Raw genomic sequence first — 25,883 nt, 5'->3', positions numbered from 1 at the left:
ACATAGGCCTGCCAGTAATATCATTCCATCCATTCTGAACAAGCTTGTCTCTTCGCATCGCTAAATGCTACCCAAACTTCCCTGTCCGCGGAAACCCCTTCGGCACCATGCGGCCGGCCGAGGCGCGGGCGCCGATCCATTCGGCCAGTTCCTCGCGCGATCGGGTGAAGGTGCGGTCGGCTGAATCCTGCCAGGACAGGCCACTCTCCAGAGTAAACGGCTTGAGATCGAGAAGGCCGCCGTCCTTGTATTTCTGCAGACGAACGCCCTTGCCGCGGCCCATCTCCGGGATTTCGGAGAGCGCGAACACCAGCATCTTGCGGTTCTCGCCGACGATGGCGAGATGGTCACCGGTGATCGGGATGCAGCGCTTGGCCTCATCCGGCGCCTTGACGTTCATCACCTGCTTGCCCTTGCGGGTGTTGGCGACGACTTCCTCCTCCGGCACGATGAAGCCATTGGCGTCATGCGAGGCCAGCAGCAGCTTGCGCTTCGGATCGTGAACGAAGGCGGTGACGATGTCCTGGTCATTGTCCATGTCGACGATGATGCGGATCGGCTCGCCATGGCCGCGGCCGCCGGGCAGCCGGTCGGCACCGATGGTGTAGAACTTGCCGCCGGTGGTGAAGACCAGCACCTTGTCGGTGGTCTGGGCATGGAAGGCGAGCTTGAGGCTGTCGCCCTCCTTGAAGGTCAGCGTCGAGAGATCGGCCAGATGCCCCTTCATCGCCCGCAGCCAGCCCTTTTCCGAGACGACCACGGTGACCGGCTCGCGCTCGATCATGGCATGGGCGATGTCGGTCAGGTCGTGCTCGGGCGCGTCGGCGAACTGGGTGCGGCGCTTGCCGAGCTCGGTCTCAGGGCCGAACTTGTCGCGGATGTTGGTGACTTCCCACTTGATCGTCGCCCATTGCTTCTCGTTTGAAGCAAGCAGCGCCTCGATCTGCGTCTTCTCGGCGCTCAAGCCATCGAATTCCTTGCGGATTTCGAATTCTTCCAGCTTGCGCAGGGCGCGCAGCCGCATGTTGAGGATGGCTTCGGCCTGGGTGTCGGTGAGCGACCAGCGGGCCATCATCACCTGCTTGGGCTCATCCTCCTCGCGGATGATCCTGATCACCTCGTCGATGTTGAGATAGGCGATCAGGTAGCCGGCGAGGATCTCCAGCCGTCTTTCGATCTCGCCGAGGCGATGTTTCGAGCGGCGAACAAGCACATCGCGGCGATGCTCGAGCCATTCCTGCAGCACGCCCTTCAGCGACAGAACGTTGGGCACCTTGCCGCGCGACAGGACGTTCATGTTGAGCGGAAAGCGGCTTTCGAGCTCGGTGAGCTTGAACAGCGATTCCATCAGGATGCCCGGGTCGACGGAGCGGCTCTTCGGCACCAGCACGACGCGGATGTCCTCGGCGCTCTCGTCGCGGATATCCTCGAGCAGCGGCAGCTTGCGCGCCATCAACAGCTCGGCGATCTTCTCGATCAGCCGCGCCTTCTGCACACCGTAAGGGATTTCGGTGACGACGATGCTCCAGGTGCCCCTGCCCTGGTCCTCGAGGATCCACTTCGACCGGACACGAAAGCCGCCGCGCCCGGTTTCATAGGCTTCGAGGATAGAGGCGCGGCTATCGACAATGATGCCGCCGGTCGGAAAATCCGGGCCCTGGACGAAGTCCATCAGCTTGGCCACCGGCGCGTCGCGATGCTCGATCAGGTGAAGGGCCGCGTCACAAAGCTCGGCCGCGTTATGGGGCGGGATCGATGTCGCCATGCCCACTGCAATGCCGGACGAGCCGTTGGCCAGCAGGTTCGGAAAGGCGCCGGGCAAAACCACCGGCTCCTCGTCTTCTTCGTTGTAGGTTGCGCGAAAATCGACGGCGTCTTCGGTGATGCCGGACAACAGCTCGGTCGCCACGTCGGTCATGCGCGCTTCGGTGTAGCGCATGGCGGCGGCGTTATCGCCGTCGATGTTGCCGAAATTGCCTTGCCCGTCGACCAGGGGGTAGCGCATCGAAAAATCCTGCGCCAGCCGCACCAGCGCGTCGTAGATCGACTGGTCGCCATGCGGGTGGAACTTGCCCATCACCTCGCCGACGATGCGGGCGCATTTGGCAAAGCCCTGGTCGGGGTTCAGCCGCAGCAGGCGCATGGCGTGCATGATGCGGCGATGGACCGGTTTCAGTCCGTCGCGCACGTCGGGCAGCGCCCGGTGCATGATGGTCGACAGTGCATAGGCCAGATAGCGCTCTTCCAGCGCCTTCTTCAGATCGACCGGTTCGATATGATCGCCACCGCCATTTTCAGGCGGCAAAAGCCTTTTTCCCATGGGCTGGGACTAGCCGAGCGGGTGATTCGCGGCAAGGGGCTGACAGATGCACCGGCCCTTCTGCAACATGAAACCGTACGCCAAGGGATGTCGACCAACATCAGCCTGTTACATGCGGCCTCTATGGCCAAGCACGATGATATCAGGCGACCGGCTCTTCATGACAAATTCACCGGTTTGCGCAAAGACGGTGGGATCGAGTTTGCCTTTCACCGTGATTTTCGACCATTGTGCCGGGACACGCCTTTTTCCCGTCCAGTTCGTCACGGAATGGTGATGGCGCAAAGAATTGAAAAACAATTTCAGGACACTCTCAGGGACCTTGCGATGACAATCAAACGCTCAACTCTCCAGAAATTCGCCTTTTCGACGTTTCTGTTCACATTGCCACTCAACGCGGCCCTCGCCCAGGACGCAGCGGTTGCCGATCGGCTGAAGGCAGCACTTTCCGCCCAGGGCGTCGACATCTCCTGGACCGGCGTGACCGGCGACAACACCAGCATGGTGCTGCAGGGCGTTGCCATCAAACCGGCGGCGGAAAAGGAAGCGCTCACCATCGGCGACGTCAAACTCGAGGGCGTCACCGAGGCAAATGGCGGCTATGATATTGCCACCGTGTCGACGTCGGCATTCGAACACTCAAAGGACGGTGTCACCCTCAATCTCAGCCCCTTCGTCATCCACGACATGACGGTTCCGGCCGACGGCTCCACCGGCCCGCTTGGCTCGCTGATGATGTACAAGTCGGCCGAACTCTCAAACATGACGGTCAAGGTCGCCGACAAGACCGCCTTCTCCATGGACGGGCTTGCCGTCGAGATCACGCCGCCGGCGGACGGCAAGGCGATGGAATTCACCGCCAACACGGAAAAGTTCAACGCCGACCTGACGCTGGTCGACGATCCCAAGTCCAAGGAAGTCATCAACGCGCTCGGCTACCAGAACATTTCCGGCAATCTCGAGATGGCCGGCACCTGGCAACCCGCGGACGGCAAGATGGAACTGTCGAAATATGACATTTCCGTCGAGAACGCCGGCACGCTCGGCATGACCTTCGATCTCGGCGGCTACACGATGGATTTCATCAAGTCGCTCCAGGAAATGCAGAAGAAGATGGCGGCCCAGCCCGAAGGCGCCGACAACTCGGCGCAAGGCATGGCCATGCTCGGCCTGTTGCAGCAGCTTTCGTTCAACAGCGCCTCGATCCGTTTCGATGACGATTCGCTGACCAACAAGGTGCTGGACTATGTTGGCAAGCAGCAAGGCATGTCGGGCAAGGACATCGCCAACCAGGCCAAGGCGATCGTGCCGTTCGGCATGGCGCAGCTGAACAATCCGGAGCTGACGGCGCAAGTGACGGCCGCGGTCAGCAAGTATCTCGACGATCCGAAGAGCCTCGAAGTCTCGGCCGAGCCGCCGGCATCGGTGCCGTTCGCGCTGATCATGGCGGGCGCCATGTCCAACCCGCTAGACCTGCCGAAGACGCTCGGCGTCGCCGTCAAGGCCAATGAAGACTGATCGAAGCGACCTCAATACGCGAAAAAGCCCGGCAGCGATGCCGGGCTTTTTCATGGGATTAGCGAATCGAAAGAATCGGTTCGGGCGGTTCTTTCAAGTATCGCCCGAAGCGCGATCAGGCGTCCTTCTTGGGCACCGCAACGCGCAGCGCCAGTTCGCGAAGCTGCTGCGGACTCGCTTCCGAAGGTGCATTCATCAACAAATCATAGGCCTGCTGGTTCATCGGGAACATGGTGACCTCGCGCAGGTTCTTCGCCCCGACCAGCAGCATGACGACGCGGTCGATGCCGGCAGCCATGCCGCCATGCGGCGGCGCGCCGTATTGGAAAGCGCGGTAGAGGCCGCCAAAGCGCTCCTCGACCGTCGCACGATCCAGCCCGACCGTCTCGAACGCCTTGACCATGGTTTCGGGCAGATGATTGCGGATACCGCCCGAGGCGATCTCGAAGCCATTGCAGACCATGTCGTACTGGAAGGCCTTGATGCCGAGCAGATCGTCGCCATTCAGCGCATCGATGCCGCCTTGCGGCATCGAGAACGGGTTGTGGGCGAAGTCGATCTTCTTCTCCTCCTCGTTCCATTCGAAGAACGGGAAGTCGACGATCCAGCACAGTTCGAAACGCTCGCGGTCGACAAGGTTCAGTTCCTCGCCGGCGCGAGTGCGTGCAGCACCCGCGAAAGACACGAACTTCGTCGGATCACCGGCAACGAAGAAGGCGGCGTCGCCATCGGCAAGGCCGAGTTGCTGGCGGATCGCCTCGGTGCGCTCCTCGCCAATATTCTTGGCCAGCGGACCGGCGCCCTCGATCTTGTCGCCTTCCTTGCGCCAGAAGATGTAGCCCAGCCCCGGCTGGCCCTCGCCTTGCGCCCAGGAGTTCATGCGGTCGCAGAATGCACGACTGCCGCCGGTCTTGGCCGGAATGCCCCACACCTCGGCCTTCGGGTCGTTGGCCAGGATGTTGGCGAACACCTTGAAGCCGGAATCGCGGAAGTGGTCGGAGACGGCCTGCATCTCGATCGGGTTGCGCAGGTCCGGCTTGTCGGAACCGTATTTGCGCATGGCGACCTCATAGGGGATGCGCTGGAATTTCTGCGTCACCGGCTTGCCGTTGGCGAAGGCCTCGAAGACCCCGCGCATCACCGGTTCCATGGTCGACAACACGTCGTCCTGTTCGACGAAGCTCATTTCGAGGTCGAGCTGGTAGAATTCGCCCGGCAGACGGTCGGCGCGCGGGTCCTCGTCGCGGAAACAGGGCGCGATCTGGAAATAGCGGTCGAAGCCCGACACCATGATCAGCTGCTTGTATTGCTGCGGTGCCTGCGGCAGCGCGTAGAAAGTGCCGGGATGGATGCGCGACGGCACCAGAAAGTCGCGTGCGCCTTCCGGCGACGAGGCGGTCAGGATCGGCGTCGAGAATTCGGTGAAGCCGACCTCGCCCATGCGCTTGCGCATCTCGGCGATGATTTTTGTCCGCGCGATGATGTTCTTGTGCAGCGTCTCGCGGCGCAGGTCGAGGAAGCGGTATTTCAACCTTATATCCTCGGGATAGTCGGGCTCGCCGAACACCGGCAGCGGCAATTCCTTGGCCGCCGACAGCACCTCGATCTCGCGCGCGAAAATCTCGATCTCGCCGGTCGGCAGGTTGGCGTTCGTGGTCTCGGGCAAGCGCGCCTTGACCTCACCGTCGACGCGGATGACCCATTCGCCACGCACCGTCTCGGCAACCTTGAAGGCCGGCGAATCCGGATCGGCGACGATCTGGGTCAGGCCATAATTGTCGCGCAGATCGATGAAGAGCAGGCCGCCGTGATCGCGCACGCGATGCACCCAGCCAGACAGGCGAACGGTCGAGCCGACGTCGCTCTTCCTCAACTGGGCACAGGTATGGCTGCGGTAACGGTGCATTGTCATTGGTAAGGTCCGGGGTGCTGGGTTGCGGGCCGAAGCATCACAGCCCGGCCTGAAAATTTGCGCGAAAAGCGCATGGGAGGCCGGATTTGTCAAGGCGAGCGGCGCCGGGCGCCGACCGACAGGCGCAGCAAGCCCCGTGGCTAGCGACGGCGCAACAGATTCAGGCGGCGTCCCCACGGCAAGCCGCGTCGTAGTCGGCCAGCACCTGGCCGATCGCGGCATGAAGAATAGCCTCGGGATTCCCGGCAGGCCCGAGCTCGGCCGGCACCATCGGCAGGAATTGTCGCATCAGCGTTTCGGGAATGCCGACGCCGTTGAGCACCTCGCGCAGGCGGCCAACGGCAACGCCGGCAGTGGGGTTGCTCCAGTAATAGCGGATGCGGTCGCTGTAGCTGTAATGCCGCTGCAAATAGAGGCTCGCGTCGCTGCCGTGATAGTGACTGTGCCAATGGCCAGGTGCGGCCAGCATCACGCGCTCCATCGTGCGGGCAAGCGACCTGTCGCCATAATCCGCGACCATTTCGGATGCGATCAGGTCAAGCCCGTAAAGCGCTTCGCGCAGGGCAAATGTCAGGCCCGGGCCAACCTTGAGGATGGGAAAGCCGTTGCCGACAAGGGCAGTCAGCGCCGCACGGCTCTGATAGTCGGTGGAATGCGCCTCGTAGACGAGCGACAGTTCCTCATCGAGCAGTCCGGTTAGCGCCCTCGACGCCTCCGGCCTGTAGGCGACGACGTTCTGGCTGCCGAATTCGACGCCCGGCTGCACGACCACGGCGATGACGCGGCCAAATGCTTCAGTCAGGCCTTCCCGGGCAAAGATCTCGCGATGCACGTCGATCGTGCGGCGCGCCGCTGACGCTTCGGTGGGCTTCAGGTCGCTGATGGTGTGATCGACGCCGCCCGGGGCGGGAACCTCGGTTCCGATGATGTAGACCGGCAACGCACCACCGCGCGCGCGCGCCGCCTTTTCAGCCGCCTTGGCCAGCCGTACAGCCCGCATGGCGATCGTCTCGTCGTCCAGCGCAGCCGGCTCACCAGCGCATCCCATCGATGCGTCGAGATGGATCTTGCTGAAGCCGGCCCAGACATAGGCGGTGACCATGGCTTCGGCCTTGCTCATCGCTTGTGCGACCGGCTCCGCGCGCCACGGGTTCGGTCCAAGATGGTCGCCACCGAAGATGATGCGTGAGGCCTCTAGTCCTTCCCTGCTGGCGATCTCCTGCACGAAGGCGATGAACAGGTCCGGGGTCATCCCGGTGTAGCCGCCGAACTGGTTGACCTGGTTGCAGGTTGCCTCGATCAGAAGCGTGGTTTCCGTGTCCCTGACGGCGCGCCTTATGGCCGTCTGGATTACCAGCGGATGGGCCGAGCAGATCGACGTGATGCCGTAAGGCGATCCATTTCTGCGGGCAGTGGCAAGGCCTGCAAGCGGGTTGGCCATCATGTCGCTCTCTGTGTCCCGGCAATGAAGCCGTCAAGCACATCGAAGCCGGCGACGCCTTCCATAGGCCCGCGCCGCGTGACGTTGCGGGCGCCGGCGGCATTGGCATAGAACAGCGCCTTGCCGGGCTCCATCCCCTTGCGCCGGCAGGTCAGGTAGGTCGCGCCGAAACAGTCGCCGGCTCCGGTCGGGTCCACTTCCTCCACCAGGAAGCCGGCGCAGTCGATCCTGCTGCCATCGGCGGCGAACCGGGACGAGCCGGCAGCCCCGCGCTTCAGCACGATCTCGCCGACGCCCCTGGCGATCAGCGCCTTCACCGCCTGGCATTCATCGTCGACCCCTGCCGCGGTAAGCAACTCTTCGCCGGAGGGAAGCAGCAGATCGGCATCGTCGACCAGTGCCGAAAATTGCCCTCCGTCGGCGCCGTCGATCAGTTCCTTGCGCACATTCGGATCGAAGGAGGTCGAGCCGCCGCGGGCGCGCACCGCCTTCGTGGCATAGGCGACGATCTCCTTCAGCCCGGCTACGGACAGGGTGGATCCCATGACATGCAGGTGGCCGGCCCTGTCCGCCAGTTGGCGCACTTCCGCGGTGAGACGGATTTGCCCGGCGGCGGATTCGGCGATGTTGTAGACGAAGTCGCGGCCGCCATCGGGCCTGTAGCGAACGAAGGCGCTTCCTGTCGGGTAGCGGTCGCTGACGGCGACGGCGGACACGTCGACGCCGTCGCGCCTGAGCCTTTCCAGATTGATCGTGCCAAAATCGTCGCGGCCGACGCAGCCGATGAGCCCGGCGCCACCGCCCAGCCTTGCGACCTGGTCGATGAAGATCGCAGGAGCGCCGCTCGGGTAAGGGCCGACCAGCGCCAGCGGTTCGAGGAAACCCAAACCCCGGTCCGTCGCCATGATCTCAACCAGGATTTCGCCGGCGGCAATCGTCGGACCCACGGATTCGAACGCGATCTCCCTTCGGCGGGAAAGGCTCATTCCTGCAATTCCTTCTCTCCCCAGCCGGAGCGGACGCGGATCGTGTCGGCGTGCGGGTTGTGCGACAGCTCCTGACTGTAGCCGAGGTAATTGGCGTCGCGAGCGAAGTCAACACAAACTGCACGCACGTTCACTTTATTTGCTACGCACGTGGCTTTCCTGCCGCAGAAAATACGAGCTGCCATCCGTCGAACCTGGGCCGGGCGCCAAATATCAAGCCCTATGCAGCTTGACTTGGATGTTTTCAAGCGCAATAAAATATATACGCATGTTCACTTACACATGCGCATTCGTAAAGGAGGAGACGAAATGCCAATTGGTAAGCGTATTGGAACTCTCGCCGCGTCGCTCGCAGCTTCGGCACTGACGGCGAGTACCGCCCTGTCCGCGGAAATCACGGTTGCGACGGTCAACAATGGCGACATGATCATCATGCAGAAGCTGTCGCCGGAATGGGAGAAGGCGACGGGAAACAAGGTCAACTGGGTGGTGCTCGAGGAAAACGTGCTGCGCGAGCGGGTCACCACCGACATCGCCACCAAGGGCGGCCAGTTCGACGTGCTGACGATCGGCGGCTATGAGACGCCGATCTGGGGCAAGAGCGGCTGGCTGACGCCGCTCAACGATCTCGGCGACGACTATGATTATGACGACCTGATCGCGCCGGTGCGCAGCGGCCTGACCGTCGACGGCAAGCTCTACGCCGTGCCGTTCTACGCCGAAAGCTCATTCACGCTCTACCGCAAGGATCTGTTCGACGCCGCCGGCCTAAAGATGCCGGAGCAGCCGACCTATGACCAGATCACCGAATTCGCCGACAAGCTCACCGACAAGTCGAAGGAACAGTATGGCCTGTGCCTGCGCGGCAAGCCGGGCTGGGGCGAGAACATGGCCTTCCTCGGCACGCTGGTGAACACGTTCGGCGGCCGCTGGTTCGACATGGACTGGAAGCCGCAGCTCAATTCGCCGGAGTGGAAGAAGGCGATCGGCTGGTATGTCGATACGATGAAAAAGGATGGACCTCCGGGCATCAGCTCCAACGGCTTCAATGAAAACCAGACGCTGTTCGCCTCGGGCCATTGCGCCATGTGGATCGACGCCACGTCGGCGGCGGGCCGCGTCTATGATCCCAAGCAGAGCAAGGTTGCCGACAAGGTTGCCTTCGCCAAGGCACCGGTGGCGGTCACCCCCAACGGCTCGGCCTGGGGCTGGGCATGGAGCCTGGCCATCCCGGCGAGCTCCACCAAGGCGGATGCCGCCAAGTCGTTCGTGAAGTGGGCGACCTCGAAAGCCTATGTCCAGCGCGTCGGCGAGACCGAGGGCTGGGTCGCCGCACCTCCGGGAACACGCAAATCCACCTATGCCAGCCCGGACTACCAGAAAGCGGCGCCTTTCGCCGCAACGGTGCTTTCGGCGATCGAATCCGCCGATCCGACCAAGCAGACCAAGGACCCGGTTCCCTATACCGGCATCCAGTTCGTCGCCATCCCCGAATTCCAGGGCATCGGCACCGAGGTCGGCCAGGCGATTGCCGCCGCGGTCACCGGTCAGCAGTCGGTCGACGATGTGCTCAACGGCGCCCAGACCGCCGTGGAGAAGACGATGACGGAGGCAGGCTACATCAAATAGGCGGTTCAAGCCCAGACAGGTGAGCCAGGAGGCGGAATGAGCACAGCCTCCTGGCGATCCGGGCCTGAAAAGCCTCCCATTGCAGCAGGCCTGGAGGATGCACGGATCCTCCACAGCGGGTCCGTGCGTTTCTCAGGCGGCGTCAAGGATCCGATGGGACACGTCTCCCGTGACGTCGCGCCGGTCGCCATCCGGTCGCTCTGACAGCGTTTTCAAAAACTCGCGGAATTGGAATTGGAAATGAAACTGAACAACAAGATTGCCCTCATAACTGGCGGTGCGCGCGGCATTGGCCTGGGTTTCGCGCAAGCCTATGCGCGCGAAGGCGCCAAGGTGGTGATTGCCGATATCGACATCGAGCGTGCCACGCGGGCCGCCGCCGCGATCGGCCCGGCGGCCAGCGCCATCCAGCTTGACGTCACCGACCTCGGTGCGATCGACAGGGTCGTGGCGGAGGTCGACCGCGATTTCGGCGGCATCGATATCCTCGTCAACAATGCGGCCATTTTCGACATGGCGCCGATAACCGACATCACCGAAGCGAGCTATGACAGGGTGTTCGCCATCAATCTCAAAGGGCCGCTGTTCATGATGAAGGCCGTGGCCAATGTGATGATCGCGCGCGGCCACGGCGGCAAGATCATCAACATGGCGAGCCAGGCCGGTCGCCGCGGCGAGGCGCTGGTAACACTCTACTGCGCCTCCAAGGCAGCGATCATTTCGGCCACGCAATCGGCCGCGCTGGCGCTGGTCAAACACGGCATCAACGTCAACGCGATCGCGCCCGGCGTCGTCGACGGCGAGCATTGGGATGTTGTCGACGCGCATTTCGCTCGCTGGGAAGGCCTGAAGCCGGGCGAGAAGAAGGCTGCCGTGGCCAGATCGGTTCCGATCGGCCGTTTCGCGCAGCCCGAGGATATTGCGGGGCTCGCCGTGTTCCTGGCATCGCCCGACAGCGACTATATCCTGGCGCAGACCTACAATGTCGACGGCGGCAACTGGATGAGCTGACGCGCCCGAGCCGCGTCATCCGGGACAAGGGAGACTGAAAATGAAGGCCATCCGATTTACCGCCGCAGGCGTTGCCGGCATGGCGGAGCTTGAGATGCCCGCAATCAAACCGGGGCATGCCCTGGTACGGGTCCGCTCGGCCGGGCTTTGCCATACCGACATCGAGGTGCTGCATGGCCGCTACGGCGAAGGCGCGTTTCCGCTGGTCCCCGGCCACGAATATGCCGGCACCGTCGAGGCGGTTGCCAGCGATGTCACCGCCGTCAAGCGGGGCGACCGGGTCGCTGTCGATCCCAACATCCCGTGCGGGCATTGCCCCGCCTGCAGGAAGGGCCTGACCAATCTGTGCGCCAGCCTGAAAGCCTATGGCGTGACCGAGAATGGCGGCTTCGCCGAGTTCAGCATGGTTGCCGTCGACCATCTGCATGGCATCGGCGATCTCGGTTTCGCCACGGCGGCGCTCGCCGAGCCGCTCGCCTGTGTTCTCAATGGCCTCGGTGCCGCCGGGCTCGGGACCGGCAACAGCACGCCCGGCACCGCGCTGGTCTTCGGCGCCGGGCCGATTGGCCTGCTGCTTGCCCTCTCGCTCAGGGCCAAGGGCGTCAAGAGCGTGGCGGTCGCCGATATCAGCGAACCGCGCCTCGCCTTCGCTGAGGCGCTCGGGCTGGAGCCGCTGGTGTCCGGATCGGCGCTGTCAGCGCGGGCGCGGAGCTTCGATTTCGTCGCCGACGCCACCGGTGTCGCCAAGGTGGTCGAAGGCATGATCGGTTTCACCGCCGATGGCGGCACCGCGCTCATTTTCGGCGTCTGCGCGCCCGATGCCAGGATCTCTGTCGCCCCGTTCGAGATCTTCCGCCGGCAGATCAGATTGGCGGGGTCGCATTCGTTGAACCGGAACATCCCGCAGGCACTCGACATTCTCAGCCAGGACGACGGCACGATGGCGAGGCTTGTCAGCCATCAGCTGCCGCTTTCCGAACTGTTGCCATTCTTCGCCAAAGGCAGCGGCGACCCAACGACAATGAAAGTACAGTTTTCCTCGGAGGCGTAATTTCAAACAGTACCGCGCCCATGGACCAAAGGTGGTCTCCTGCGCTCGGAAAGAAACATCCAACCTCCTTTCCGCGAAAAGGTGACTCAAGTAGACAGTGGCGACGGCAATACGAGCAGGGAGCCTATGAATGGCAAAGACGATCAGGACGATGGAGGACTTCTCGGCCTTTGTCGGCTTGTCTCGCACGACGGTTTCCAAATATTTCAACGACCCCAGCTCGGTAAGGAAGAACACTCGAAACGTGATCGAGGCCGCGCAAAGGAAGTCCGGCTTCCGGCCGAGTATGTTCGCCGTCAATCTCAATCGCCGCCGCAGCAACATTCTCGGCGTCATCATTCCGAATTCGACGGATCCGTTTTACATGGCGCTGACGCGCCGCATTGAAACGATTGCCAACGAAGCCGGCTTCCTGGCTTTTGTGCTGTCTTCCGACGGACGAGCCGAAATGGAAGATCAGGCGATCCAGACGTTCAAGTCGATGAACATTGCCGGTGCCATCATCGCGCCGCTCGGCGTGCAGTCCCATCACCGGATCCTGGCGGAACTCGGATCGAGCATCCCGCTGATCTATGTCGACTCGCCGCTTGACGAGACCTCCTCGTTCGTCGGTACCGACAACAGGCAGAGCTTCAGGCTCATCGTCGATTATCTCTGCAGATCCGGCGAGCCGCCCTGTTACTTCGCCATGCCGTTGGTCAACAACAACGCCCAGGCCAGACAGGACGCCTATGTCGAGGCCATGCAGCAGTTCAAGATGACGCCGAGCATCGTGCCCGTGGTCGACGCGCGGTCGTGGGATTTCGAGAAATTCGGCTTTGACGAAGCGCTTCGCATCCTGAAGGGGCAAGGTTTTCCGACCAGGACCGTGCTTTGCGCCAACGACCGTGTTGCCTTCGGCGTGATCGCGGCCGCGTATCAGCTGGGCCTGAAGGTGGGCCATGGGGCGGATTGCGACATACGGGTCGCGGGACACGACGACCATCCCTTGTCGCGCTACGCCTGCCCGCCGATCACCACGGTTGCGCAGAACTACAACGAGATCGGCCGCCTGGCCATCGAACTTCTGCTGGAGAGGCTGGATGAAAAATCCTCGGCCAAGCCAGAAAGCGGACGCATCCTGCTCAACGCCGAACTGATGCTGCGAAGCTCGGCCTGAGGTGTTTCCTACGACTGTGCAGCCATCAAACGATTTGGAGATGCTCAGTGCCAAAACGCACTCCGCCAGCGGGCGTTGGGCCACATAATGGCCGCGAATTGGAAATGATGCTTCGGGGCGACAAGCCAATGGCCTTGTTCTCGGCGGAACCGGGCATGGACACCGAAGATGTTGGTGACGCGCATTTCAAACCGTTTGTCGACGAAGGCCGTATCCTGAAGTTCTCCCATATTGATCCTGGAACGTCTGTAGAAGAGCGCCGCTACTGCCTGCCGACAGAAGAGTGGCGCTGCAAGCTCAGCCTGCTGATCGCTCGACTGTGCCGTAGCGGAGAGGCCTTCGATGTCTTCACATCGAATGATTTGGCGAGGCTGGAAGGCACTCTTCTTGGCTACCCAAAGGAGAGTGTTGAAGCGTTCATTGCACATGCAGCGTCGCTGAAAATGCTGAATTCCAAAACAGATTGAACGACCGCTTGCCGGACCGGGCCGAATTCAACCTATGCCAGCTGGAATTGCTGCTGGCATTGGCGGAGACGATGGTTCAAGAAGGATCAACGACAAGCGGTTGTTTTCCTTCATGTCCTCCATCCGCCCGCTGATCCCGCTCCTGCTCGCCGCTGGCATCCTGCTCGGCGGCAATGGGCTGCAGAGCACGCTGATCGCGTTGCGCGGCGCGCAGGAAGGGTTCTCAGCCTCCAACATCGGGTTGATGGGCACGTTCTATTTCGCCGGCTTCCTGCTCGGCTGCCTGGCCATTACCCGCATCATGAAGGCCGTCGGCCATATCAGGGCATTTTCGGCGCTGGCGGCAATCGCCTCGGCCGGCACCCTGTTGCTGGTGCTGGTTCCCAATCCGGTGATGTGGTGCGCGGTGCGCTTTGCCGGCGGCTTCTGCTTTGCCGGCCTGTTCACGATCGTCGAAAGCTGGCTGAATTCCGGCGTCAGCAACCACGACCGGGCGCGCGTGCTGGCGATCTACCGGATGGTCGACACCGGTTCGGTGACCGGCGCCCAGTTCCTGATCCCGATCTTCGGCGCCGGCGGCTTCACCATCTTCGCCATCATGTCGATCATGATCACGCTCTCGCTGGTGCCGGTCTCGCTCGGCGACCGCTCGAACCCGACGCCGCCCGAGGACGTCAAGCTCGACCTGGCGCGCGTCTGGCGGATCTCGCCGCTGGGCTGCTTCGGCTGCATCGCCGTCGGTGTCACCAACAGCGCCTTCCGCACGCTGTCGCCGGTCTATGCCGAGCAGATCGGCATGTCGGTTGCCGATGTCGTCACCTTCGTCAGTGTCGGCATCTTCGGCGGCGCCATCATCCAGTATCCGCTCGGCTACCTCTCCGACCGCTGGGACCGGCGCTCGGTGCTGTTGATGACGACCTGCTGCGCGATGTTTTCAGCATTGGCGCTGGTCTTCATCGCCGGCAGCAATCCGCTGCTCAACTTCGTCATCATCTTCATCTTCGGCTGCTTCGCCATGCCGCTCTATTCGCTGTCGGCGGCGCATTCCAACGACCGCGCCGACACCGGCGAGTTCGTATTGATCAACGCGGCTTTGATGCTGTTTTACTCCTTCGGCGCCATTGGCGGGCCGTTCGCCGCCTCGACCGCGATGCAGTATTTCGGACCGAGCGCGCTGTTCGTGTTCAGCGCCGTGGTCTATGCGATCTTCATCGCCGTCATCCTCTACCGGATGCAGGCCCGCTCCGGCGTGCCGGCAGGCAGGCGCAGCCGCATCACCGCGCTCTTGCGCACCTCGACGGTTTTCGCGCGGCTGGCCAGAAGAAACAGCGATTCCGATGGGCCGGGAACCCCATGACGATGGCGCCAAAGCTTGACGAAAGCGCTTCCGGCTGAAATCTAGGAAGACCTTACTCCTGCCAAAAGCGATTTGATGCACGTCATCACCACCCAGAAAGAACTCGAGACCGTTCTCGCCGCTTTCGAAAAGTCGGATTTCGTCACCGTCGACACCGAATTCATTCGAGAAACGACCTTTTGGCCGATCCTGTGCCTGATCCAGATGGCCGCACCCGGCGTGACGGCGCTGATCGACCCGCTGTCGCCCGACATCGACCTGAAGCCGTTCTTCAAGCTGATGGCCAACGAGGCGGTGGTCAAAGTCTTCCACGCCGCGCGGCAGGACATCGAAATCATCGTCCATCTCGGCGATCTCGTTCCGCATCCGGTGTTCGACACGCAAGTGGCGGCGATGGTCTGCGGCTTCGGCGACAGTGTTTCCTACGATCAGCTCGTGCAGCGGATCACCGGCGCGCGGCTCGACAAGTCATCGCGCTTCACCGACTGGCGCCACCGGCCGCTCTCCGACAAGCAGCTCGACTATGCGCTGGCCGATGTCACCCATCTGATCGAGGTCTATCAGCACCTCAGCGCCGAGCTGGTGCGGGAAAACCGCGCTCACTGGCTGAACGAGGAAATGGAGGTCCTGACCTCGCGCGAGACCTATGATCCGCATCCCGAGGACGCCTGGAAGCGGCTGAAGATGCGGCTGCGCAAACCGCAGGAACTGGCGATCGTGCAGGCCGTGGCGGCATGGCGCGAACGCGAGGCGCGCGAACGCGACGTGCCGCGCGGCCGCGTGCTCAAGGACGACGCGATCTACGAGGTCGCACAGCAGGCGCCGCGCGACGCGGCAGGCCTTGGCAAGCTGCGCACGACGCCGAAAGGCTGGGAGCGCTCCTCGACGGCGACGGCCCTGCTTGGCGCGGTCAACGCAGCACTTGCCTTGCCCAAGGAGCAGATGCCGAAGCTGCCGAAGAATTTCCAGCCGCCCGAGGGCTCGAGCGCGGCGGCGGAACTGTTGAAAGTACTGCTCAGGATCGTCGCCGAAAAGGAAGGCGTCGCCTCGAAAGTGCTGGCCTCCAGCGACGACATCGACCGCATTGCGGCCGAGGGCGAGGAAGCCGACGTGCCCGCCCTGCAAGGCTGGCGGCGCGCGGTGTTCGGCGAGACAGCGCTGAAGCTGGTGCGCGGCGAGATCGGCTTCAAGTTCGACAAGCGCAAGATTGCGGTGTTCGACCTCTAGGCGCCTGTCAGCGCGGACTTCCCTTCTCCCCCTGTGGGAGAAGGTGGCCGAGCGAAGCTCGGTCGGATGAGGGGTGTTGAACGGATCGCAATGCTGAAGGCATAAGCGCTTAAAATCATTCAGTATTTTAACGCAGCGTGTCTTCCAGCCTCCGTCTCGGCGCTACGCGCCGATCCACCTTCTCCCATAAGGGGAGAAGGGTAGCCAACGGCGGCGCAGCTTCAAACCAATCCGAGCAGATGCAGCGCGAACCAGATCCAGGCCAGCGCCAGCACAATCGCCCCAAGGAAGAAAGAGCGGCTGCGCAGCCGCAGATTGTTGCTGGTCAGGTGAACCCAGGCGTGGAAATAGCGCGACGCGACAAAAATCCACATCAGCGCCAGGGTCAGGTAGTTGACGCCGTTGGTCACGTGCAGCGTCAGGCACAGCACGTAGAACAGCACCGGCAATTCGAACTGGTTGGTGAGATTGCTGGCAACGGTGATGCTGGAGGCCGGCTCGGCCGAGCGCACCTTGTACTGACCGGCCTTGGCTTCACCTGACCTGATCGCGCCGTATCTGCGGCGACCCAGGACGACGTAGACGATATAGATCAGCAGCACATGCGCCAGAACAGGCCAGAAGATCGTGGTCTGGTTCATGAAGTGCCCCTGCCCCGTCTGGCGTCAAGCCTGGTGTTTCTGGCCCGCCAGCCAGAAAGCGGCGATGACGATCAGCGGGATGGCGAGAAGCGCGAATTTGGTGACGATCAGCGCCGAGGCGAGAGACAGCGAATCCGGATTGGCCGACAGGAAATCGGACAGCAGGCTCGCCACCGCGATGTTCTGGGCATAATCGGCCAGCGTGTAGGGCAGCACCAGAATCAGCGCGAAGATCGACTGCATCTGCCCCGGCAGCACGCGGAAATTCTTCAATCGCCGGCCGGTGGCCAGGATCAGGCTGACCAGCGTCAGCGACAACAGCGCCGGGAACAGCAGATCGAAGGTCAGATAGTGCCAGACGAGAATGATCTCGCCACCGCGCCGGCCGAGTGCCGTCAGCCAGGCCATGCCTTCGTCCGGCGTGAAACCGAGAAAGCGCATGTCGAGTGACGCAAGGCCGCCGCTCAACTGGCGAAAATAGAAGAATTCCAGCACCGTCATGGCGATAAAGACCGCCGCCGACAGGAAACAGAGCGCGGCCGCGTGGCGCGACAGCCGCAGGATCGTTGCGGTCAGGCTCCGCCAGAGCCCGTACGGATCAGGCTCCGCCGGGATAGTTCGGGCTTTCGCGGGTAATCGTGACGTCATGGGCGTGGCTTTCACGAAGTCCGGCGTTGGATATGCGTACAAAGGTGGCGCGTTCGCGGAAATCGGCAAGGTCGCGACCGCCCACATAACCCATAGCGGCTTTTAGCCCGCCTGCAAGCTGGTGTAGCACGCCGGACACAGGTCCTTTGTAGGGAACCTGCCCCTCGATGCCTTCCGGGACCAGCTTCAGCGTGTCGCGCACCTCGGCCTGGAAGTAGCGATCGGCGGAGCCGCGCGCCATGGCGCCGACCGAGCCCATGCCGCGATAGGCCTTGAAGGAGCGGCCCTGGTGCAGATAGACCTCGCCCGGGCTTTCATCGGTACCGGCCAGCAGCGAGCCGATCATGGCTGCACTGGCGCCGGCGGCGAGCGCCTTGGCGAGATCGCCGGAATATTTGATGCCGCCATCGGCGATCACCGAGACGCCTGATTTGTTCGCCATCTCGACCGCCGACATGATGGCCGAAAGCTGCGGCACACCGACGCCGGCAACGATGCGGGTGGTGCAGATGGAGCCCGGGCCGATGCCGACCTTGACGGCGTCCGCGCCGGCGTCGATCAGCGCCTGCGTGCCTTCGGCGGTGGCGACGTTGCCGGCCAGGATGCGAACCGAGTTGGAGAGCTTCTTGGCGCGCGTCACTGCGTCCAGCACCCGCTGCGAGTGACCATGCGCGGTGTCGATGACCAGAAGGTCGACGCCGGCATCGATGAGGCGTTCGGCGCGCTCGAAACCGTCATCGCCGACGCTGGTGGCGGCGGCGGCGCGCAAGCGGCCCTGCGCGTCCTTGGTGGCGTGCGGGTTGAGCTGCGACTTCTCGATGTCCTTGACGGTGATCAGCCCGACGCAATTGCCCTGCTTGTCGACGACGACCAGTTTTTCGATGCGGTGCTGGTGCAAGAGGCGCTTGGCCTCGTCCTGGTCGACATTCTCCTTGACCGTGATCAGGTTCTCACGGGTCATCAATTCGTAGACTTTCTGCGCCGGATCGGACGCAAAGCGCACGTCGCGGTTGGTCAGGATGCCGACCAGCCGACCGACCTTCTGGCCGCCGGTGCCGCCATTCTCGACCACCGGAATGCCCGAAATCGAATAGGTGCGCATCAGCGAAAGCGCGTCGGCAAGGGTGGCATCGGGGCCAATGGTGACGGGATTGATCACCATGCCGGATTCGAACTTCTTGACCTGCCGCACCTGCTCGGCCTGCTCGGCCGGGGAGAAATTGCGGTGGATGACGCCAATGCCGCCGGCCTGGGCCATAGCGATTGCAAGCCGCGCTTCGGTGACGGTGTCCATCGCCGCCGACAGGATCGGCACATTGAGGTCGATGTCGCCGGCAATGCGCGTGCGGACATCGGTCTCGCCAGGCATGACCTCGGAATGACCGGGCTGCAGCAGCACGTCGTCAAAGGTGAGCGCCAGTGCGCCGGTGGACGTTTCGATGATTTTTGCCATGGCCAGTCCTCGGAATACAGAAAAAGCGCTTGACCAGAATGGACAGCGCCGACTCGTCTTCTTCCCTTTCAGGATTGGCGCTGGCTCGTAACACGTCCCGCCGCCGATGAAAAGCCGATGATTTCACGCTCCCGCAAAGGTGACTTTTCGCCGAGAGGACGCCACCCGTGGTTGCCGGTCGCACAAAAGTGACAGCAAATTAATGCGACATCAGGGCCAAGCCGTGATAACCGCCCTTCGTGTCGGCTTGCCCCCAAGGTCGGCAAGCAATTGACGACGAAACAATCAGTTCGGACGCGTTCCTTGAACCGCACCATTCCGCTTATCCTGGCGGTCGCTCTTTTCATGGAAAACATGGATTCGACCGTCATCGCGACATCGCTGCCGGCGATCGCCATCGACATCCATACCAGCCCGATCGCACTCAAGCTGGCGCTGACGGCCTATCTGGTGTCGCTGGCGATCTTCATCCCGATCAGTGGCTGGATGGCCGACCGCTTCGGCGCCAAGAATGTGTTTCGTGCCGCGATCGCGGTCTTCATCGTCGGCTCTATCGCCTGCGCACTTTCGGGTTCGCTGCCGGCTTTCGTGGTTTCGCGTTTCCTGCAAGGCATTGGCGGCGCCATGATGACGCCGGTCGGGCGACTGGTGCTGGTGCGCGCGACACCAAAAAGCGAACTGGTCGCGGCGATGTCCTGGCTCACCGTTCCGGCGCTGGTCGGGCCGCTGGTCGGACCGCCGATCGGTGGCTTCATCACCACCTACTTCACCTGGCACTGGATATTCCTGATCAATGTGCCGATTGGCCTGATCGGCATCTGGCTGGCGACGCGTTTCCTGCCGGAGACCGAACCAACGCAGAACCCGCCACTTGATTTCATTGGCTTCGTGCTGAGCGGGCTGGCGGCGTCCGGCGTGGTGTTCGGCCTGTCGGTGGTCAGCCTGCCGTATCTGCCGCCGATCGTCGGCATCATCACCGTGGCGGTCGGCCTGTTGTCGGGAGCGCTCTATCAGCTGCACGCGCGCCACGCCAAGAATCCGCTGCTGGCGCTCGAATTGTTCCGCAACCAGGTGTTCCGCTCTTCAGTGCTCGGTGGCTCACTGTTCCGCATCGGCATCGGCGCCGTGCCGTTCCTGCTGCCGCTGATGTTCCAGATCGGCTTCGGACTGACGCCCTTTCAGTCAGGCATGATCACCTTCGTCTCGGCGATCGGCGCCATCGGCATGAAATTCGTCACCGCGCTGATCTTCCGCGCCGCCGGGTTTCGACGCGTGCTGGTCATTGGCGCGCTGGTCGCTGCAGCGTCGATTGCCATCTACGGGCTGTTCACACCCGACACGCCTTATCTGCTGATGCTGGCCATGCTTCTCGTCGGCGGCTTCATCCGCTCGATGTTCTTTACCGGCGTCAATGCACTTGCCTATGCCGAGGTTTCGGCTGAGGACACCAGCAAGGCGACGCCGATTGCCGCTGTCTTCCAGCAGCTTTCGATCGCGCTTGGCGTGGCGGTGGCCGGCGGCATCCTGGAAGTGTCCACGAGCCTCAATGACAGGTCGCTGACGCTGGCGGATTTCCACACCGCGTTTTTCGTCGTCGCCGCGATTTCCGCCGCCGCGTCGCTGTCGTTCATGCGACTGGCGCCCGATGCCGGCAACGCCGTCTCCGGCCATGGCCGGCTGAGCACGCCCAAGACGCTGGAACCCGTAAGCCCGCCGGGCAATTGATGCGGCCTAGGCTTCGGGCTCGCCCTGCCCTTCGCTATCGCTGCGGGCGCTCGAAGCCTCCTCCGACTCGCCTGACAGCGGCTCTCGCCCTTTGAAGTCCTTGGCCAACAGATAAAGCTCGACCGATTCGTCGCGCGACGCCGGCGGCTTGACGTGATGGACCGAGCGGAAGTTGCGCTTGAGCATGGAAAGCAGTTCGTTTTCGGCGCCGCCCTGGAAGGTCTTGGCGAGGAAATGCCCGCCCGGCTTCAGGACCGACAGCGCGAAATCGGCCGCCACCTCGCACAGATGCATGGTGCGGATATGGTCGGTTCTCTTGTGGCCGGTGGTGGGTGCCGCCATGTCGGACAACACGACATCCGGGTCCCCGCCCAGCGCCTCGGCCAGCTTCTGCGGCGCCAGCGGATCGAGAAAATCCATCAACAGCACCGGCGCACCGGGCACGGCATCCATTTCCAGATAGTCGATGCCGACGACATGCGGCTTGTCGGCCGTCGATTTCGTGCGCGCCGCAGCAACCTGGCACCAGCCGCCGGGGGCGGCACCCAGGTCGATCACCTTCATGCCGGGTTTCAGGAGATGGTGCTTGTCGTCGATCTCGATCAGCTTGTAGGCCGCGCGCGAACGATAGCCGTCAGCCTTGGAGCGCTGGACATAAGGATCGTTGATGTGACGCTGCAGCCAGCGGCGCGACGATTCCTTCAGGCCGCTCTTCTTCTTGATCCTCGTCTTCAGCACGCGAATGCTGGCAGACCCTGGTTTTTCCGGTTTCTTGGTCATTGTTTAATTTCTTGTTGGAGCATGATCATCTCCGAAAACCGGACGCTACTTTTCGCTGACGCGGTCCTTCGGTTCGGGATCATGATCTGCCACGCCCATCGTTGCGCCAGGCGCCGTCATCGGCCATCAGCTCGCTCAATATGCCCTCGCGCAGGCCACGGTCGGCGACGCGCAGCCGTTCCGACGGCCATACAGCGCGGATGGCTTCGAGGATAGCGCAGCCGGCCAGCACCAGATCGGCGCGATCGGCACCGATGCAAGGGTTTGCGCAGCGCTGCTGGAAATCCCAGCCGACCAGCTTTTCGACCATGCGGTCGACGCTGTCGCGGTCCATCCACAGCCCGTCGACGCGCCGGCGATCATAGCGTTCGAGGTCAAGGTGGACGCCGGCCAGCGTCGTCACCGTGCCCGACGTGCCGAGCAGATGGAAATTCGGGCTGGCCTTGAGGTGGCTCAACCGATCACGGCCGTCGAAGCTGGCCAACCGGCCGGCGACGTCGTCGACCATGGCGGCAAAGATCTCGCGTGTCACGGTGCGGCCGCCGAAACGCTCGGCCAGCGAGACAACGCCGACCGGCAGCGACGTCCACGATACGATATGGTGGGCGAGCCGCGGCGAACGGCGGCCGGCGAGGTCGATCAGCGCGATTTCGGACGAACCACCGCCTATGTCGAACAGGACGACGCCTTGCGTGTCGCGCTCGACCAGCGAACCGCAGCCGGAAACCGCCAGCCGTGCTTCTGTCTGGCGATCGATGATCTCGAGCTTCAGGCCCGCCTCGCGCTCGACGCGATCGAGGAATTCGACACCGTTTTCAGCCGAGCGGCAGGCTTCGGTGGCGATAAGCCGGGCTTTTCTGATCTTGCGGTTGCGCAATTTGTCGCCGCAGATCTTCAGCGCCTCGACGGCGCGGTCCATCGCCGGCTGGCTGAGCCGGCCATTGGCGGTGAGCCCCTCGCCCAGCCTGACGATGCGCGAAAAGGCATCGATGACGCGGAACTGGCCATGCCGCGTCGGCACGGCAACCAGCAGCCGGCAATTGTTGGTGCCGAGGTCGAGTGCCGCAAACACCGGAAGCTCCTGCAGCGGCGGCCGACGGGCGCCCTGTTCGTGCCGTGCCGGCGCAACGGCGGGCAGGACCACGGAATCGGGCAGCCTGGTCGCTTCTGGCGCCGAAGTGGCGTTGCCGGGCACAGGCAATCGATTCTCTGAGGGATGCGCCTCGTCGCGCGCAAAAACCTTGCGCCCGCGCCTTCGCTTGCGCCGCTTCTTGGGCTTGCCCTTCTGGTTATGGGATGCATCGCCCGCCTGCCCATTGGCGGAGCGGGACTCCGTCGGGCGGCGTTGCCGCCACGAGCCAGCGGGCCCTGGGGAAGCGCTGGACGCGCCCACCTCCGGCGCGCCGGCGCCGGTGTCGCGGTCTTCCACTGTCGTTCCTTCCAGCGCCGCGCGAACCGATGACGGACGCAGCAGGCGCTTTGACGTGTTTTAAGTTGCCGCCAGACTAACAGTGCCGCGCCCGATCACCAAGAGCCGCATGCTGAATTTTGCCGGCTGGGCGCGCCAACCGCCTTTCCGGCCGCGCTGCGTAATGTACCCGTAAGCCTGGATTGGTAGGCGCAACACCGGCTGGCGTCCCGTTTGGCCGCCCTCGACGCAGACAAATCTGCCGGTTGCCGCTACGCAAAGCGTTCGCGGTTGAATAGCCGGCTTCAATGAGGCATTTCTGAAATGAGCGGAAGAATCCGGCGCGACCGGCCTCTCGACAGAAAAGGAAGCGGATCCGCAACGCATGGCAGTCAGGCAATGAACTGGAGACGCTATTTCTGGCCGGTCATCGGCATTGCGGCTGTGATTTTCTCATTGCTGCTGCTCTGGCACGAACTGCGCGGCATCTCGCTCGACGACGTCTGGGACGGCATTGCAGCGATTCCGGCTCGCGACTGGATCCTTGCCGCGCTGTGTTCGGTCGTCGCCTATGCCTCGCTCGCCGGCTACGACCACATCGCGCTCTTGCATATCGGCAAAAAAGTGTCGTGGCTGTTCGTCACGCTCTGCTCTTTCACCACCTATGCGCTGTCGCACAACATCGGCGGCTCGGTGTTCTCCGGCGCCGTCATCCGCTACCGCGCCTATGGCACCAGGGGCCTGACCGGTCAGGATGTCGGCGTGCTGGTGGCGATCTGCTGGATCACCTTCGTGCTGTCGACGATTCTCGCCTCCGGCCTCGTATTGGTCTTCGAGCCTGAGATCCTCGACCGATTTTCCGGCATTGCCCATCACGGCCTGTCGGAAGCAGCGGGGATTGTGATGCTGCTGCTCGTCGCCGCCTACATCTTCGGTAGCTGGCTGCATCTGCGCCCGCTGAAGATCGCCAGCTTCCAGGTGCACTATCCGGCGCTGCCGATCGTCGCGCGACAATTGCTGATTGGCCCGATCGAGCTGCTGGCGGCAACCGCGATCATCTTCTTCGCCCTGCCCGTGGCCCACAATCCCGGTTATTTCGTCGTGCTGGGCGTCTTCCTGGTCTCGTTCTCGATCGCGCAGATCTCGCATGCGCCGGGCGGGCTTGGCGTGTTCGAAGTCGTGTTCCTGGCGGGGCTGTCCGACATGGATCCGGTCGGCGTGCTGGCGGCCCTGCTGGTGTTCCGGCTGTTCTACCTGATCATCCCGCTGTTCCTCGGTCTGGGTATCGTGCTGTTCTTCGAACGCTCGCAGTTCAGCCGCAGCGAGAGCTGAGGCGCGGGGTGGACTCAACGCCCGGGCCACGCAACGCGTGGAACCCGGCTTGTAAAGCGGACTGACAAAACGTTGCGATTGAACTGCCGAGCAGGCTTGACTATTTTCCGCTGGCGGCTACAAGGCAGCGCTCAAGCGGCTTGGCCGCTCGGCCCGCGCGGTTCATGACCACGCCTGCTGGGGAATAGGTTAACGGTAGACCCACGGACTCTGACTCCGTTAGTCCTGGTTCGAATCCAGGTTCCCCAGCCAAATCTCACTTTTAGCCGATTTGGCGCTCTCGATCGCCTCGATCCGGGCAGCGGAAATTGTGGTTTCGGCAAGCATATCAAAGGGTTGGCGAAAGGTTGCTACCACTTCGCCATCCTCCCAAGTGCAGTTCGATAGCACGAAGTTGAGCAAGCGGCGTTTTTCGCGAGGTTCCTGCGTCGAGAACAGCCTTTGGGCGTTCCGGGCGAGGTCGAGAAGCGCAACGCCTTCATCCTTGTAGGATTTGTCGGCGTTCTGGTGCCTCTCGATCTCGCGCTGGCAGCGGTTCTGCTCCTCGCGCCACTGGTTCGACATTCGATCGTAGAAGCCGGTGTCCACCAGCCCGTCGAGCTTGTCGACATACATGGCGTTGATGCGATCCTGAAGCCGCTTGTATTCGGCCTCATGGCGCTTGATCGCTTCCTCGTGCTCGTGGCGCTCGTCGGCGTGGCTGGCGTGGAGCGCATCGCGCACCCATTCCAGAACCTCGTCGTCAAACTTCAACCTGCCGAGCAATTCGGTGAACTGCGTTTCGAGCACTTCCTCACGAACGTATTTGCGGCGGCAGAAGGCCGGATTGCCCTGGCATTTATCGGCGTAGCCGGTGCAATGATAATAGACGTAGCGCTCTTTTTTGATCTCGCCGACGACGGCGCAGCCGCAGGCGTGGCAGCCGATCAGTCCGGAGAAGGCGAAGTCGTGCTTGCCGCGCTTGGCCTTGCTGGCGAACCGGCCGTCGAGCACGCCCTGCACTCGCTCCCAAAGCTCGAACGGCACCAGCGCTTCATGCTTGCCCTGAATGAGCTTTCCGTTCCATTCGAACCAGCCCGTATAAAGCCGGTTGCGCAGGATGGTGTGGACAGTGCTCACCGGCACCTTGGCGCCGCTCTTGGGATAGGTAAGGCCAGCCGCGTGCGCCTTGCGCGCCGCTTCCTTAAGCGAGATATCGCCGCGCGCGTACCATTCGAACAGCCGCGTCACTATCGGCGCTAGCATCGGTTCGACGGCGATGACCTTCTTGCCGTCCGGGCCAGTGATGTTGCGATAGCCGAGCGGCGTCTTGGTCGGCCAGATCCCCTGCTCGGCCTTTTCCTGCATACCCTTGCGGGCTTCCTCGGACAGGTTGTCAATATAGTTCTTCGCCATCAGCACCTTGATGCCGTGCATGAACTTTTCCGAGGAACGCGACTCACGCGACAGCACTACGCCTTCCTTCGGGAAGTGCATTTCCACGTCGAGTTCATCGACCGTCACCCAATCCTTGAGGTTGCGATAGAGCCGGTCGGTCTTCTCGACCAGCATCACGCGGACGGACTGATGCGCCCTGAGATAAGCAATCATCTCACCGAAGGCGGCGCGGCCGGTCTGCTTCGCGGTTTCAACGTCGATGTACTCCTGCGCCAACGCGAGGCCGTTCGCCGCCGCGTATTCCTTGAGCAGCTTCAACTGAGCAGGGATCGAGAAGCCTTCCTTCTCCTGCTCTTTTGACGAGACGCGGGCATAGATAACCGCCTGCTTGCGGGCGGTATCGGCGGGTGCGGGCTTCGAAGCTCTTTTCATGTCGTTTAG

21 protein-coding genes and 1 tRNA gene are annotated in these 25,883 nt (G+C 62.7%); 11 read left to right on the top strand and 11 right to left on the bottom strand.

Going from position 1 to position 25,883, the window contains the following annotated elements; all coding sequences use genetic code 11:
• Positions 1-67 precede the first annotated feature (67 nt).
• Positions 68-2,320 (bottom strand): DNA topoisomerase IV subunit A, encoded by a 2,253-nt coding sequence (gene parC / locus ACFFNA_RS38305; RefSeq protein WP_378925368.1) that lies wholly within the window; start codon positions 2,318-2,320, stop codon positions 68-70.
• 327 nt (positions 2,321-2,647) lie between these two features.
• Between parC and ACFFNA_RS38300 the strand changes: the two genes are divergently transcribed.
• Positions 2,648-3,838 (top strand): aq_1923 C-terminal domain, encoded by a 1,191-nt coding sequence (locus tag ACFFNA_RS38300; protein ID WP_111545774.1) that lies wholly within the window; start codon positions 2,648-2,650, stop codon positions 3,836-3,838.
• Between the two features lie 115 nt (positions 3,839-3,953).
• Here ACFFNA_RS38300 and aspS read toward each other — a convergent pair whose 3' ends face one another.
• The 4 genes from aspS to ACFFNA_RS38280 all read right to left on the bottom strand — a co-directional run bounded on the left by aspS (position 3,954) and on the right by ACFFNA_RS38280 (position 8,362).
• Positions 3,954-5,744: an aspartate--tRNA ligase gene (gene aspS, locus ACFFNA_RS38295; protein WP_167458573.1), complete on the bottom strand. Its 1,791-nt coding sequence runs from the start codon at positions 5,742-5,744 to the stop codon at positions 3,954-3,956.
• Positions 5,745-5,910: 166 nt separating this feature from the next.
• Positions 5,911-7,191: a D-tagatose-bisphosphate aldolase, class II, non-catalytic subunit gene (locus ACFFNA_RS38290; RefSeq protein WP_378925573.1), complete on the bottom strand. Its 1,281-nt coding sequence runs from the start codon at positions 7,189-7,191 to the stop codon at positions 5,911-5,913.
• A complete protein-coding gene (locus ACFFNA_RS38285; RefSeq protein ID WP_378925366.1) occupies positions 7,191-8,177 on the bottom strand; it encodes a tagatose kinase in 987 nt (328 codons plus the stop codon). The genes ACFFNA_RS38290 and ACFFNA_RS38285 overlap by 1 nt, the downstream gene beginning before the upstream one ends.
• Complete coding sequence (locus ACFFNA_RS38280; RefSeq protein ID WP_378925364.1) at positions 8,174-8,362, bottom strand: hypothetical protein; 189 nt, start codon at positions 8,360-8,362, stop codon at positions 8,174-8,176. Before ACFFNA_RS38280 ends, ACFFNA_RS38285 begins: the two co-directional genes overlap by 4 nt.
• Before the next feature lie 124 nt (positions 8,363-8,486).
• Between ACFFNA_RS38280 and ACFFNA_RS38275 the strand changes: the two genes are divergently transcribed.
• The 7 genes from ACFFNA_RS38275 (at position 8,487) to rnd (ending at position 16,078) form a co-directional block, all read left to right on the top strand.
• Positions 8,487-9,806, top strand: coding sequence for an ABC transporter substrate-binding protein (locus ACFFNA_RS38275; protein WP_378925362.1), 1,320 nt, complete (start codon positions 8,487-8,489; stop codon positions 9,804-9,806).
• Positions 9,807-10,046: 240 nt separating this feature from the next.
• Positions 10,047-10,817 carry an L-iditol 2-dehydrogenase gene (locus tag ACFFNA_RS38270; RefSeq protein ID WP_378925360.1) on the top strand — a complete coding sequence of 257 codons (771 nt, stop codon included), beginning with the start codon at positions 10,047-10,049 and terminating at the stop codon, positions 10,815-10,817.
• 40 nt (positions 10,818-10,857) lie between these two features.
• On the top strand, positions 10,858-11,868 hold the full coding sequence (locus tag ACFFNA_RS38265) for a zinc-dependent alcohol dehydrogenase family protein (RefSeq protein WP_378925358.1): 1,011 nt from the start codon (positions 10,858-10,860) through the stop codon (positions 11,866-11,868).
• Positions 11,869-12,019: 151 nt separating this feature from the next.
• Entirely contained in the window at positions 12,020-13,027 is a 1,008-nt protein-coding gene (locus ACFFNA_RS38260; RefSeq protein ID WP_378925571.1) for a LacI family DNA-binding transcriptional regulator, read from the top strand.
• A 47-nt stretch (positions 13,028-13,074) separates the two neighbouring features.
• Positions 13,075-13,494 (top strand): hemin receptor, encoded by a 420-nt coding sequence (locus tag ACFFNA_RS38255; RefSeq protein ID WP_111545781.1) that lies wholly within the window; start codon positions 13,075-13,077, stop codon positions 13,492-13,494.
• 112 nt (positions 13,495-13,606) lie between these two features.
• A complete protein-coding gene (locus ACFFNA_RS38250; protein ID WP_378925356.1) occupies positions 13,607-14,851 on the top strand; it encodes an MFS transporter in 1,245 nt (414 codons plus the stop codon).
• Positions 14,852-14,926: 75 nt separating this feature from the next.
• A complete protein-coding gene (gene rnd, locus ACFFNA_RS38245) occupies positions 14,927-16,078 on the top strand; it encodes a ribonuclease D (protein WP_378925355.1) in 1,152 nt (383 codons plus the stop codon).
• A 221-nt stretch (positions 16,079-16,299) separates the two neighbouring features.
• Here the strand turns inward: rnd and ACFFNA_RS38240 are convergent, their stop codons facing one another.
• Genes ACFFNA_RS38240 through guaB form a run of 3 tightly spaced genes read right to left on the bottom strand, consistent with a single transcriptional unit; the run spans position 16,300 to position 18,820 of the window.
• On the bottom strand, positions 16,300-16,719 hold the full coding sequence (locus ACFFNA_RS38240) for an MAPEG family protein (RefSeq protein ID WP_378925354.1): 420 nt from the start codon (positions 16,717-16,719) through the stop codon (positions 16,300-16,302).
• 24 nt (positions 16,720-16,743) lie between these two features.
• Positions 16,744-17,367, bottom strand: coding sequence for a hypothetical protein (locus ACFFNA_RS38235; RefSeq protein ID WP_378925353.1), 624 nt, complete (start codon positions 17,365-17,367; stop codon positions 16,744-16,746).
• Complete coding sequence (gene guaB / locus ACFFNA_RS38230; RefSeq protein ID WP_111545785.1) at positions 17,318-18,820, bottom strand: IMP dehydrogenase; 1,503 nt, start codon at positions 18,818-18,820, stop codon at positions 17,318-17,320. Before guaB ends, ACFFNA_RS38235 begins: the two co-directional genes overlap by 50 nt.
• A gap of 303 nt (positions 18,821-19,123) precedes the next feature.
• Here guaB and ACFFNA_RS38225 point away from each other — a divergent pair, with 303 nt between their 5' ends.
• Positions 19,124-20,545, top strand: a complete 1,422-nt coding sequence (locus tag ACFFNA_RS38225) for an MFS transporter (RefSeq protein WP_378925352.1) — start codon at positions 19,124-19,126, stop codon at positions 20,543-20,545.
• A gap of 6 nt (positions 20,546-20,551) precedes the next feature.
• Here ACFFNA_RS38225 and ACFFNA_RS38220 read toward each other — a convergent pair whose 3' ends face one another.
• Together ACFFNA_RS38220 and ACFFNA_RS38215 are read right to left on the bottom strand one after the other, a co-directional pair.
• The gene (locus ACFFNA_RS38220) at positions 20,552-21,325 is read right to left on the bottom strand and encodes an RlmE family RNA methyltransferase (protein WP_378925351.1); all 774 of its coding nucleotides are present in this window, start codon (positions 21,323-21,325) and stop codon (positions 20,552-20,554) included.
• Positions 21,326-21,404: 79 nt separating this feature from the next.
• Entirely contained in the window at positions 21,405-22,754 is a 1,350-nt protein-coding gene (locus ACFFNA_RS38215; RefSeq protein WP_378925350.1) for a Ppx/GppA phosphatase family protein, read from the bottom strand.
• Between the two features lie 378 nt (positions 22,755-23,132).
• Here ACFFNA_RS38215 and ACFFNA_RS38210 point away from each other — a divergent pair, with 378 nt between their 5' ends.
• Together ACFFNA_RS38210 and ACFFNA_RS38205 are read left to right on the top strand one after the other, a co-directional pair.
• Positions 23,133-24,065, top strand: a complete 933-nt coding sequence (locus ACFFNA_RS38210; protein ID WP_378925348.1) for a lysylphosphatidylglycerol synthase domain-containing protein — start codon at positions 23,133-23,135, stop codon at positions 24,063-24,065.
• Between the two features lie 178 nt (positions 24,066-24,243).
• Positions 24,244-24,317 (top strand) — tRNA-Gln (locus ACFFNA_RS38205).
• Here ACFFNA_RS38205 and ACFFNA_RS38200 read toward each other — a convergent pair.
• A complete protein-coding gene (locus ACFFNA_RS38200) occupies positions 24,285-25,874 on the bottom strand; it encodes a recombinase family protein (protein ID WP_378925346.1) in 1,590 nt (529 codons plus the stop codon). The genes ACFFNA_RS38205 and ACFFNA_RS38200 overlap by 33 nt on opposite strands.
• Between the last annotated feature and the right edge of the window lie 9 nt (positions 25,875-25,883).

It is taken from the genome of Mesorhizobium kowhaii (assembly GCF_042431665.1).
Lineage (GTDB): Bacteria > Pseudomonadota > Alphaproteobacteria > Rhizobiales > Rhizobiaceae > Mesorhizobium > Mesorhizobium kowhaii.
Note: the sequence above shows the minus strand (reverse complement) of the source record. Positions and strands in the feature narration are given on the sequence as shown.

Excerpts from the sequence above, each read along its gene's own strand:
- ACFFNA_RS38275 (WP_378925362.1), top strand. The coding sequence starts at position 8,487 with ATGCCAATTGGTAAGCGTATTGGAACTCTCGCCGCGTCGCTCGCAGCT.
- ACFFNA_RS38285 (WP_378925366.1), bottom strand. The coding sequence starts at position 8,177 with ATGAGCCTTTCCCGCCGAAGGGAGATCGCGTTCGAATCCGTGGGTCCG.
- ACFFNA_RS38200 (WP_378925346.1), bottom strand. The coding sequence starts at position 25,874 with ATGAAAAGAGCTTCGAAGCCCGCACCCGCCGATACCGCCCGCAAGCAG.
- ACFFNA_RS38210 (WP_378925348.1), top strand. The coding sequence starts at position 23,133 with ATGAACTGGAGACGCTATTTCTGGCCGGTCATCGGCATTGCGGCTGTG.
- parC (WP_378925368.1), bottom strand. The coding sequence starts at position 2,320 with ATGGGAAAAAGGCTTTTGCCGCCTGAAAATGGCGGTGGCGATCATATC.
- ACFFNA_RS38270 (WP_378925360.1), top strand. The coding sequence starts at position 10,047 with ATGAAACTGAACAACAAGATTGCCCTCATAACTGGCGGTGCGCGCGGC.
- aspS (WP_167458573.1), bottom strand. The coding sequence starts at position 5,744 with ATGCACCGTTACCGCAGCCATACCTGTGCCCAGTTGAGGAAGAGCGAC.
- ACFFNA_RS38235 (WP_378925353.1), bottom strand. The coding sequence starts at position 17,367 with ATGACGTCACGATTACCCGCGAAAGCCCGAACTATCCCGGCGGAGCCT.
- ACFFNA_RS38265 (WP_378925358.1), top strand. The coding sequence starts at position 10,858 with ATGAAGGCCATCCGATTTACCGCCGCAGGCGTTGCCGGCATGGCGGAG.
- ACFFNA_RS38250 (WP_378925356.1), top strand. The coding sequence starts at position 13,607 with ATGTCCTCCATCCGCCCGCTGATCCCGCTCCTGCTCGCCGCTGGCATC.
- ACFFNA_RS38300 (WP_111545774.1), top strand. The coding sequence starts at position 2,648 with ATGACAATCAAACGCTCAACTCTCCAGAAATTCGCCTTTTCGACGTTT.
- rnd (WP_378925355.1), top strand. The coding sequence starts at position 14,927 with ATGCACGTCATCACCACCCAGAAAGAACTCGAGACCGTTCTCGCCGCT.
- ACFFNA_RS38240 (WP_378925354.1), bottom strand. The coding sequence starts at position 16,719 with ATGAACCAGACCACGATCTTCTGGCCTGTTCTGGCGCATGTGCTGCTG.
- ACFFNA_RS38280 (WP_378925364.1), bottom strand. The coding sequence starts at position 8,362 with ATGGCAGCTCGTATTTTCTGCGGCAGGAAAGCCACGTGCGTAGCAAAT.
- guaB (WP_111545785.1), bottom strand. The coding sequence starts at position 18,820 with ATGGCAAAAATCATCGAAACGTCCACCGGCGCACTGGCGCTCACCTTT.
- ACFFNA_RS38290 (WP_378925573.1), bottom strand. The coding sequence starts at position 7,191 with ATGGCCAACCCGCTTGCAGGCCTTGCCACTGCCCGCAGAAATGGATCG.
- ACFFNA_RS38260 (WP_378925571.1), top strand. The coding sequence starts at position 12,020 with ATGGAGGACTTCTCGGCCTTTGTCGGCTTGTCTCGCACGACGGTTTCC.
- ACFFNA_RS38220 (WP_378925351.1), bottom strand. The coding sequence starts at position 21,325 with ATGACCAAGAAACCGGAAAAACCAGGGTCTGCCAGCATTCGCGTGCTG.